Genomic DNA, 10,261 nt, shown 5'->3' on the forward strand with positions numbered 1-10,261 from the left:
CAGACCTATTGACACACAACCCTGAGAGGGATTGACGAGAGTGCTCGACGTCAACTTCTTCGACGAACTGCGAATTGGCCTGGCCACCGCTGACGACATCCGTCAGTGGTCGCACGGCGAGGTCAAGAAGCCGGAGACCATCAACTACCGCACCCTCAAGCCCGAGAAGGACGGACTCTTCTGCGAGAAGATCTTCGGTCCTACGAGGGACTGGGAGTGCTACTGCGGAAAGTACAAGCGCGTCCGCTTCAAGGGCATCATCTGCGAGCGCTGTGGCGTCGAGGTCACGCGTGCCAAGGTGCGCCGTGAGCGGATGGGCCACATCGAGCTTGCCGCGCCCGTTACGCACATCTGGTACTTCAAGGGCGTTCCGTCCCGGCTGGGCTACCTGCTGGACCTCGCTCCGAAGGACCTGGAAAAGGTCATCTACTTCGCGGCGTACATGATCACGTACGTCGACGAGGAGCGCCGTACGCGCGACCTGCCCTCCCTGGAGGCGCACGTCGGCGTCGAGCGTCAGCAGATCGAGCAGCGCCGTGACTCCGACCTTGAGGCCCGTGCCAAGAAGCAGGAGGCGGACCTCGCCGAGCTGGAGGCCGAGGGCGCCAAGGCGGACGTGCGCCGCAAGGTGCGCGAGGGTGCCGAGCGCGAGATGAAGCAGCTCCGTGACCGCGCACAGCGTGAGATCGACCGCCTCGACGAGGTGTGGAGCCGCTTCAAGAACCTCAAGGTCCAGGACCTGGAGGGCGACGAGCTGCTCTACCGCGAGCTGCGCGACCGCTTCGGTACCTACTTCGACGGGTCCATGGGCGCCGCCGCGCTGCAGAAGCGCCTGGAGACGTTCGACCTGAACGAGGAGGCCGAGCGCCTCCGCGAGATCATCCGTACCGGCAAGGGCCAGAAGAAGACCCGTGCGCTCAAGCGCCTCAAGGTCGTCTCCGCGTTCCTGCAGACCAGCAACAGCCCCAAGGGCATGGTGCTGGACTGCGTGCCGGTGATCCCGCCGGACCTGCGTCCGATGGTGCAGCTGGACGGTGGCCGCTTCGCGACCTCCGACCTGAACGACCTGTACCGCCGCGTGATCAACAGGAACAACCGCCTCAAGCGTCTCCTTGACCTCGGTGCGCCCGAGATCATCGTGAACAACGAGAAGCGGATGCTCCAGGAGGCCGTGGACGCGCTCTTCGACAACGGCCGGCGTGGCCGTCCCGTCACAGGGCCGGGCAACCGTCCGCTGAAGTCGCTGTCCGACATGCTCAAGGGCAAGCAGGGCCGCTTCCGTCAGAACCTGCTGGGCAAGCGCGTCGACTACTCGGCCCGTTCGGTCATCGTCGTCGGCCCGCAGCTCAAGCTGCACCAGTGCGGTCTGCCGAAGGCCATGGCGCTGGAGCTCTTCAAGCCGTTCGTGATGAAGCGCCTGGTCGATCTGAACCACGCGCAGAACATCAAGTCGGCCAAGCGCATGGTCGAGCGCGGCCGTACGGTCGTCTACGACGTGCTGGAAGAGGTCATCGCGGAGCACCCGGTGCTGCTGAACCGCGCACCGACCCTGCACCGCCTCGGCATCCAGGCGTTCGAGCCGCAGCTGGTCGAGGGCAAGGCCATTCAGATCCACCCGCTCGTGTGCACCGCGTTCAACGCGGACTTCGACGGTGACCAGATGGCCGTGCACCTGCCGCTGTCGGCAGAGGCCCAGGCCGAGGCCCGCATCCTGATGCTGTCCTCGAACAACATCCTGAAGCCCGCCGACGGCCGTCCGGTGACCATGCCGACGCAGGACATGGTGCTCGGGCTGTTCTTCCTCACCACGGACGAGCAGCAGCGCAAGACCATCGGCGACGGCAGGTCGTTCAACTCGACGGCCGAAGCGATCATGGCGTTCGACGCCGGGGAGCTGTCTCTCCAGGCAACGGTCGATATCCGCTTCCCGGCCGGGACGACCCCGCCGCTGGGCTGGACCCCGCCGGCGCCCGAAGAGGGCGAGCCGGAGTGGCAGCCGGGCGACGGCTTCCGTCTGACGACGGCGCTGGGCCGCGCGCTCTTCAACGAGCTGCTGCCCGAGGAGTACCCGTACGTCGACTACACCGTGGGCAAGAAGCAGCTCTCCCAGATCGTGAACGACCTGGCCGAGCGCTACCCCAAGGTCGTCGTCGCCGCCGCGCTGGACAACCTCAAGGCAGCGGGCTACTACTGGGCGACCCGTTCCGGTGTCACCATCGCGATCTCGGACGTCATCGTCCCCGACTCCAAGCCGGAGATCATCGCCGGTTACGAGGCACAGGACGAGAAGGTCCAGAAGCAGTACGAGCGCGGTCTGATCACCAAGGACGAGCGCACGCAGGAGCTCATCGCGATCTGGACCAAGGCGACCAACGAGGTCTCCGAGGCGATGAACGCGAACTTCCCGAAGACGAACCCGATCTTCATGATGGTCGACTCGGGCGCCCGAGGGAACATGATGCAGATGCGTCAGATCGCGGGTATGCGTGGTCTGGTGTCCAACGCGAAGAACGAGACCATCCCGCGGCCCATCAAGGCGTCGTTCCGTGAGGGTCTCTCCGTGCTGGAGTACTTCATCGCCACGCACGGTGCCCGTAAGGGCCTCGCGGACACCGCCCTGCGTACGGCCGACTCGGGTTACCTGACCCGTCGTCTGGTCGACGTCTCGCAGGACGTGATCATTCGCGAGGAGGACTGCGGCACCGACCGCGGCCTCAAGCTCTCGATCGCCTCGAAGGGTGCCGACGGCATCCTGCGCAAGGACGAGGACGTCGAGACCAGCGTGTACGCGCGCTGCCTCGCCGAGGACATCGTCGTCGACGGCAAGGTGCTGGCCCCGGCCGGTACCGACCTGGGCGACGTGCTCATCGACGAGCTGGTGCGGCACGGCGTCGAGAACGTGAAGACCCGTTCGATCCTCACCTGTGAGTCGCTCGTCGGCACCTGCGCCATGTGCTACGGGCGTTCGCTGGCCACCGGCAAGCTGGTGGACATCGGCGAGGCCGTCGGCATCATCGCGGCCCAGTCGATCGGTGAGCCCGGCACCCAGCTGACGATGCGTACCTTCCACACCGGTGGTGTGGCGGGCGACGACATCACGCAGGGTCTGCCGCGTGTGGTCGAGCTGTTCGAGGCCCGTACGCCCAAGGGTGTCGCGCCGATCTCGGAGTCGGCCGGCCGTGCCCGTATCGAGGAGACGGAGAAGACCAAGAAGGTCATCGTCACCCCGGACGACGGCTCGGACGAGACGTCGTACCCGGTCTCCAAGCGCGCCCGGCTGCTGGTGGGCGAGGGCGAGCACGTGTCCGTGGGCCAGCGGCTCACGGTCGGTACGGAGAACCCGCACGACGTGCTCCGCATCCTCGGCCAGCGGGCCGTGCAGGTGCACCTGGTGGGCGAGGTCCAGAGGGTCTACAACTCGCAGGGCGTGTCGATCCACGACAAGCACATCGAGATCATCATCCGGCAGATGCTGCGCCGCGTGACGATCATCGAGTCCGGCGACGCGGAGCTGCTGCCGGGCGAGCTGGTGGAGCGTACGAAGTTCGAGGGTGAGAACCGGCGCGTGGTGCAGGAAGGCGGCCACCCGGCCTCCGGCCGCCCGCAGCTCATGGGTATCACCAAGGCTTCGCTGGCCACCGAGTCGTGGCTGTCGGCGGCCTCCTTCCAGGAGACGACCAGGGTTCTGACCGACGCGGCGATCAACGCCAAGTCGGACTCCCTGATCGGCCTCAAGGAGAACGTCATCATCGGTAAGCTCATCCCGGCCGGTACGGGCCTCGCCCGTTACCGCAACATCCGGGTCGAGCCCACCGAGGAGGCGAAGGCCGCGATGTACTCGGCCGTCGGTTACGACGACATCGACTACTCGCCCTTCGGCACCGGTTCGGGCCAGGCGGTCCCGCTGGAGGACTACGACTACGGTCCGTACAACGCCTGAGGTACTCCCCTCTCCCTTCCGGAGAACGAGTCCTGAGATCACGGGGCGGTCACCCTTCGCGGGTGGCCGCCCCGTGGCCGTATCCGGGGGCGAACCGGTCACGAACCGGCTGCGTCATGGATGATGGAAGGCAACCGAGCTGGGGAGGTGGGGGCTGTGGCATACGGACCGTGGAACCCCGAGGGGGTTCCGAGCCAGGGAGAGCAGCAGCTCCACGGCATGCGGGCTTCGCACACGGACAGGGAACGCGCGATCGACGTCCTCAAGGCGGGCTTCAGCGAGGGCCGTCTGGGCCAGGACGAGTACGAGCAGAGGCTGTCACGGGCGACGGCCGCGCAGACCTACGGAGAGCTGAACCTGCTCATCGGTGACCTGCCGCAGGGCCCTGTGCCCATGCCGCCGGCGGTTCCGGTGCGGCAGCAGTACCCGCCGGTGGCCCGTACGTTCCTGCCTGCGCCGCCGAAGACCAACGGCGCGGCGATCGGTGCCCTGGTGTGCGGGGTGCTGACGCCCATGTACGGGATCACGGCGATCCCGGCCGTGATCCTGGGTCACGTGGCGAAAGCGCAGATCAGGAAGACGGGCGAGGAGGGTTCTGGGCTCGCGACGGGTGGGCTGGTGCTGGGCTGGCTGGCCATCGGCGCCGTGCTGCTCTTCATCTTCGCGGTGGTGGCGACGAACGTCTGAGTGCGGCTCCCGTGGCGTCTCTTCTTCTCGCAGGTCGGGGGCGTTACGGTGGTCGGTCCATTTGTTTTGACCCCAGCCGATGAGGTAGGTACCCTCAGACCTTGTGCCTGGGGTGTCCCCTGCGCTGTTGTCTCACCGCGAGAGCGGTGAAGGTCCGCGCAGATGGTGATGCCGGGATCTGCAGGCTTCTCATCATGGAGAAGTTTTCCGCCTTCAGCGGGGTTCGCAGTCGACGACACACCCGACCTCGTGGGTCGGTGCTGTGGCCCAGGTTAGCTTTACCGAGATCGGCACACAGAAACCGGAGAAACGGTGCCTACGATCCAGCAGCTGGTCCGGAAGGGCCGGCAGGACAAGGTCGAGAAGAATACGACGCCCGCGCTTGAGGGCTCGCCCCAGCGTCGTGGCGTCTGCACGCGTGTGTTCACGACCACCCCGAAGAAGCCGAACTCGGCCCTGCGTAAGGTCGCGCGTGTGCGTTTGACCAGCGGGATCGAGGTTACCGCCTACATTCCGGGTGAGGGTCACAACCTGCAGGAGCACTCCATCGTGCTCGTGCGTGGTGGCCGTGTGAAGGACCTGCCGGGTGTTCGCTACAAGATCATCCGCGGCTCCCTCGACACGCAGGGCGTCAAGAACCGCAAGCAGGCTCGCAGCCGCTACGGCGCCAAGAAGGAGAAGTAAAGATGCCTCGTAAGGGCCCCGCCCCGAAGCGCCCGGTCATCATCGACCCGGTCTACGGCTCTCCTCTGGTGACCTCCCTGATCAACAAGGTGCTGCTGAACGGAAAGCGCTCCACTGCTGAGCGCATCGTTTACGGCGCCATGGAAGGGCTGCGCGAGAAGACCGGCAACGACCCGGTCATCACCCTCAAGCGCGCGCTGGAGAACGTCAAGCCGACCCTTGAGGTTCGCTCCCGCCGCGTCGGTGGCGCCACCTACCAGGTTCCGGTCGAGGTCCGCCCCGGCCGTTCCTCCACGCTCGCGCTGCGTTGGATCGTGGGGTACTCCCGCGCCCGCCGCGAGAAGACCATGACCGAGCGCCTGCTGAACGAGCTGCTCGACGCCTCCAACGGGCTCGGCGCGGCGGTGAAGAAGCGCGAGGACACGCACAAGATGGCCGAATCCAACAAGGCCTTCGCGCACTACCGCTGGTAGTCGCTGACCCCATCGAGACCGAGAGAAGACTGAAGCCTTATGGCTACCACTTCACTTGACCTGGCCAAGGTCCGCAACATTGGGATCATGGCCCACATCGACGCGGGCAAGACGACCACCACCGAGCGGATTCTCTTCTACACCGGTCGTTCTTACAAGATCGGTGAGGTCCACGACGGCGCAGCCACGATGGACTGGATGGAACAGGAGCAGGAGCGCGGCATCACGATCACGTCTGCCGCGACGACCACTCACTGGCCGCTCAACGACGTCGACTACACCATCAACATCATCGATACACCGGGCCACGTCGACTTCACCTCCGAGGTGGAGCGCTCGCTTCGCGTGCTCGACGGTGCGGTGACGGTGTTCGACGGTGTGGCTGGCGTCGAGCCCCAGTCCGAGAACGTCTGGCGGCAGGCGGACCGTTACGGCGTACCGCGCATCTGCTTCGTCAACAAGCTGGACCGCACCGGCGCCGAGTTCCACCGCTGTGTCGACATGATCGTCGACAGGCTCGGTGCGACTCCGCTGGTCATGCAGCTCCCGATCGGTGCCGAGGCCGACTTCAAGGGCGTCGTCGACCTGGTGTCGATGAAGGCCCTCGTCTGGTCGCCCGAGGCCAAGATGGGCGAGATGTACGACACCGTCGACATCCCCGACACCCATGTCGAGGCGGCCGACGAGTGGCGCGGCAAGCTCCTTGAGGCCGTCGCGGAGAACGACGAGGAAATGATGGAGCTGTACCTGGAGGGCCAGGAGCCCAGCAGGGAGCAGCTCATCGCGGCGATCCGCCGTATCACCCTCGCCTCCACCGGCGCCGAGGGCACGACCACGGTCACCCCGGTGTTCTGCGGCACCGCGTTCAAGAACAAGGGCGTACAGCCCCTGCTCGACGCGATCGTCCGGTACCTGCCGGCGCCGATGGACGTCGAGGCCGTCGAGGGCCTCTCGGTGAAGGACTCCAGCGAGGTCATCCTGCGCCGTCCCTCCGTCGAGGAGCCGATGTCGGCCCTCGCGTTCAAGATCGCGAGTGACCCGCACCTGGGCAAGCTCACCTTCGTCCGGGTCTACTCCGGCACGATGGTGACCGGCACCCAGGTGATGAACTCGGTGAAGGGCCGCAAGGAGCGCATCGGCAAGATCTACCGGATGCACGCGAACAAGCGTGAGGAGATCGAGTCGGTGGGTGCCGGCGACATCGTCGCCGTCATGGGTCTCAAGCAGACCACCACCGGTGAGACCCTCTGCGACGCGTCGAACCCGGTGATCCTGGAGTCGATGGAGTTCCCGACCCCGGTCATCGAGGTCGCCATCGAGCCCAAGTCGAAGGCCGACCAGGAGAAGCTGAGCATCGCGATTCAGCGGCTGGCCGAGGAGGACCCCACCTTCCAGGTCAAGACCGATGAGGAGACGGGCCAGACCATCATCGCCGGTATGGGCGAGCTCCAGCTCGACGTGATGGTCGACCGTATGCGGCGCGAGTTCCGGGTCGAGGCCAACATCGGCAAGCCCCAGGTCGCGTACCGCGAGTCGCTTCGCAAGAAGGTCGACAAGGTCGACTACACGCACAAGAAGCAGACCGGTGGTTCCGGTCAGTTCGCGCGCGTGATCATCAGTGTCGAGCCGCTTGAGGGCGACGGCTACGAGTTCGAGAACAAGGTCACCGGTGGCCGTATCCCGCGGGAGTACATCCCGTCCGTGGACGCGGGCGCGCAGGAGGCCATGGAGTTCGGCGTGCTGGCGGGCTACCCGCTGACCGGCGTCAAGGTGACACTGATCGACGGTGCCTACCACGACGTGGACTCGTCCGAAATGGCCTTCAAGATCGCCGGTTCCATGGCCTTCAAGGAGGCCGCACGCAAGGCCAGTCCGGCCCTGCTGGAGCCGCTGATGAAGGTCGAGGTGACGACGCCCGAGGACTACATGGGCGACGTGATCGGCGACCTGAACTCACGGCGCGGTCAGATCCAGTCCATGGAGGACCGTTCGGGCGCCAAGCTCATCGTTGCTCTGGTCCCGCTTTCGGAGATGTTCGGTTACATCGGAGATCTGCGTAGCAAGACCTCCGGTCGCGCCAACTTCTCCATGCTGTTCGACTCCTATGGCGAGGTTCCCAAGAGCGTCGCCGAGGAGATCATCGCGAAGGCCAAGGGCGAGTAGGGCACCCGCACTCACCCTTTAGGCTGGAGCAAAAGGCTTTCGGGGCATTCCGGTACAGCACGTACGGATCCGTCCAACGGTCTGTACCGGGTCCCGGCCGCCGGCCCATCCAAGCGAACAGGTCAAGGGCATCCCCCTAGGGGTCCTGTCCTGTTCGGTAAGACCACCTGAACCCCTCCGCAAAAGTGTGGAGGGTGTACAGCACCAGTCCACAGGAGGACCCCAGTGGCGAAGGCGAAGTTCGAGCGGACTAAGCCGCACGTCAACATCGGCACCATCGGTCACATCGACCACGGCAAGACGACTCTTACCGCGGCGATTACCAAGGTGCTGCACGACGCGTACCCGGACCTGAACGAGGCTTCGGCCTTCGAGAACATCGACAAGGCTCCTGAGGAGCGCCAGCGCGGGATCACGATCTCGATCGCACACGTCGAATACCAGACGGAGAACCGTCACTACGCCCACGTCGACTGCCCCGGTCACGCGGACTACATCAAGAACATGATCACCGGTGCTGCCCAGATGGACGGCGCCATCCTCGTGGTCGCCGCCACGGACGGTCCGATGCCGCAGACCAAGGAGCACGTGCTCCTGGCCCGCCAGGTCGGCGTTCCGTACATCGTCGTTGCCCTGAACAAGGCCGACATGGTGGACGACGAGGAGATCATGGAGCTCGTCGAGCTTGAGGTCCGTGAGCTTCTCTCGGAGTACGAGTTCCCGGGCGACGAGGTTCCGGTCGTGAAGGTCTCGGCGCTCAAGGCGCTTGAGGGCGACAAGGAGTGGGGCGACTCCGTCGTCAAGCTCATGGCCGCCGTCGACGAGGCGATCCCGGCCCCGGAGCGCGACACGGACAAGCCGTTCCTCATGCCGATCGAGGACGTCTTCACGATCACCGGTCGCGGTACGGTCGTCACCGGCCGTATCGAGCGCGGTGTGCTCAAGGTCAACGAGACTGTCGACATCATCGGCATCAAGGAGACCAAGACCACCACCACGGTGACCGGCATCGAGATGTTCCGGAAGCTGCTGGACGAGGGCCAGGCCGGTGAGAACGTCGGTCTGCTGCTTCGCGGCATCAAGCGCGAGGACGTCGAGCGCGGCCAGGTCATCATCAAGCCGGGCTCGGTCACTCCGCACACGGAGTTCGAGGCGCAGGCGTACATCCTGTCGAAGGACGAGGGCGGTCGCCACACCCCGTTCTTCAACAACTACCGCCCGCAGTTCTACTTCCGCACCACCGACGTGACCGGCGTCGTGACCCTCCCCGAGGGCACCGAGATGGTCATGCCGGGCGACAACACCGAGATGAGCGTCTCGCTCATCCAGCCTGTCGCGATGGAAGAGGGCCTGAAGTTCGCCATCCGTGAGGGTGGCCGCACCGTGGGCGCCGGCCAGGTCACCAAGATCGTCAAGTGACCTGTCGCGCTTAGCGCGTTCAGCTGTGGCTTCGGCCGCGGCGCTGTGGCCTCGGCCATACGCTGTGGCCTCGGCCATGGTGAGAAGAGGACCCGTACGGCTTTGACGCCGTACGGGTCTTGTTTGTGTTGGGGGGGGGGCGTCTGTTCGTTGGGGGAGGGCCGGCACTCTTCAGGTGGACGAGCCGCCCGGTGTCCTGGACTGGACGAGCAAGGACGTCATCCGCATCCATCCTCAGCGGGGGCTCAGTTGGCACCTCGACCCAGGGAACCCGGATGGGTTCGCGCGGGGCGTGGGCTGAGGGTGGTTGGGCGCGGTCGGCGCGGGTGAGGGCTGACGCTCCTCGTCCGGGGGCGGGGCGGGGCGGTGCCGGTGCCAGTGCTTTATGCGCCTGTGGGCGGGCGTGCGTCTGGTCCTGTGCGTTGGGTGTGTTCCCTTGCCTGTGCGGCGGCTGTGTTCCCTGCCTGCGCGTCGTCAGTGCCGTCAGCGTTGGCGGCGTTGGCGGCGTCGGTGTCGGCGTCGTGTGCGTCGTCGGCCCCAGAGCCGGCCCTGCAGGTTCGGCAGCGACCTGGACGCGGGGCTCGGAAGGGGCGTTCACAGTCGGGGCACTCCTGGAACGGGTCCGGGCGCTGGTTCGCCGGCGGGGCGGTCGGGAGTGGTGGGGGCAGCGACTCGATGAGGCGGTAGGAGAGCAGAGACGCGGCGCTGATCAGCGGGTCTGCCGGGAGGCGGGCGGTCAGAGCACGGCGTACGGCCTCCGGCCCGGTTCCCCGTTCCAGCCAGGCTTCGACGGCGGGGGCGAGGCGCGCAACGTCCCGTTTGGACAGCAACAGCCGGTCGTCGTCGCGGCGGAGAGCGGCGAGGAGGGCGGTGGCCGTGGCCTGCCGTACGGGGT

Annotated in this window: 6 protein-coding genes and 1 pseudogene; 6 read left to right on the forward strand and 1 reads right to left on the reverse strand. The window is 66.1% G+C overall.

Annotated elements, in window-relative coordinates; all coding sequences use genetic code 11:
• Positions 1 to 40 precede the first annotated feature (40 nt).
• The 6 genes from NMN56_RS40760 to tuf all read left to right on the forward strand — a co-directional run bounded on the left by NMN56_RS40760 (position 41) and on the right by tuf (position 9,366).
• The gene (locus NMN56_RS40760) at positions 41 to 3,940 is read left to right on the forward strand and encodes a DNA-directed RNA polymerase subunit beta' (protein WP_274040550.1); all 3,900 of its coding nucleotides are present in this window, start codon (positions 41 to 43) and stop codon (positions 3,938 to 3,940) included.
• Positions 3,941 to 4,159: 219 nt separating this feature from the next.
• A complete protein-coding gene (locus NMN56_RS40765; RefSeq protein ID WP_274040549.1) occupies positions 4,160 to 4,627 on the forward strand; it encodes a DUF1707 and DUF4190 domain-containing protein in 468 nt (155 codons plus the stop codon).
• A 312-nt stretch (positions 4,628 to 4,939) separates the two neighbouring features.
• Positions 4,940 to 5,311: a 30S ribosomal protein S12 gene (gene rpsL / locus NMN56_RS40770; RefSeq protein WP_016909650.1), complete on the forward strand. Its 372-nt coding sequence runs from the start codon at positions 4,940 to 4,942 to the stop codon at positions 5,309 to 5,311.
• A gap of 2 nt (positions 5,312 to 5,313) precedes the next feature.
• On the forward strand, positions 5,314 to 5,784 hold the full coding sequence (rpsG, locus tag NMN56_RS40775) for a 30S ribosomal protein S7 (RefSeq protein ID WP_028433241.1): 471 nt from the start codon (positions 5,314 to 5,316) through the stop codon (positions 5,782 to 5,784).
• Positions 5,785 to 5,823: 39 nt separating this feature from the next.
• Positions 5,824 to 7,947, forward strand: coding sequence for an elongation factor G (gene fusA, locus NMN56_RS40780; RefSeq protein ID WP_274040343.1), 2,124 nt, complete (start codon positions 5,824 to 5,826; stop codon positions 7,945 to 7,947).
• A 225-nt stretch (positions 7,948 to 8,172) separates the two neighbouring features.
• Positions 8,173 to 9,366 carry an elongation factor Tu gene (tuf, locus tag NMN56_RS40785; RefSeq protein ID WP_274040342.1) on the forward strand — a complete coding sequence of 398 codons (1,194 nt, stop codon included), beginning with the start codon at positions 8,173 to 8,175 and terminating at the stop codon, positions 9,364 to 9,366.
• 383 nt (positions 9,367 to 9,749) lie between these two features.
• Here tuf and NMN56_RS40790 read toward each other — a convergent pair.
• Positions 9,750 to 10,261 (reverse strand): annotated as a pseudogene (locus NMN56_RS40790) (hypothetical protein); the annotation flags it as partial.

It is taken from the genome of Streptomyces iconiensis (genome assembly GCF_028657195.3).
In the GTDB taxonomy this organism is placed as follows: domain Bacteria; phylum Actinomycetota; class Actinomycetes; order Streptomycetales; family Streptomycetaceae; genus Streptomyces; species Streptomyces iconiensis.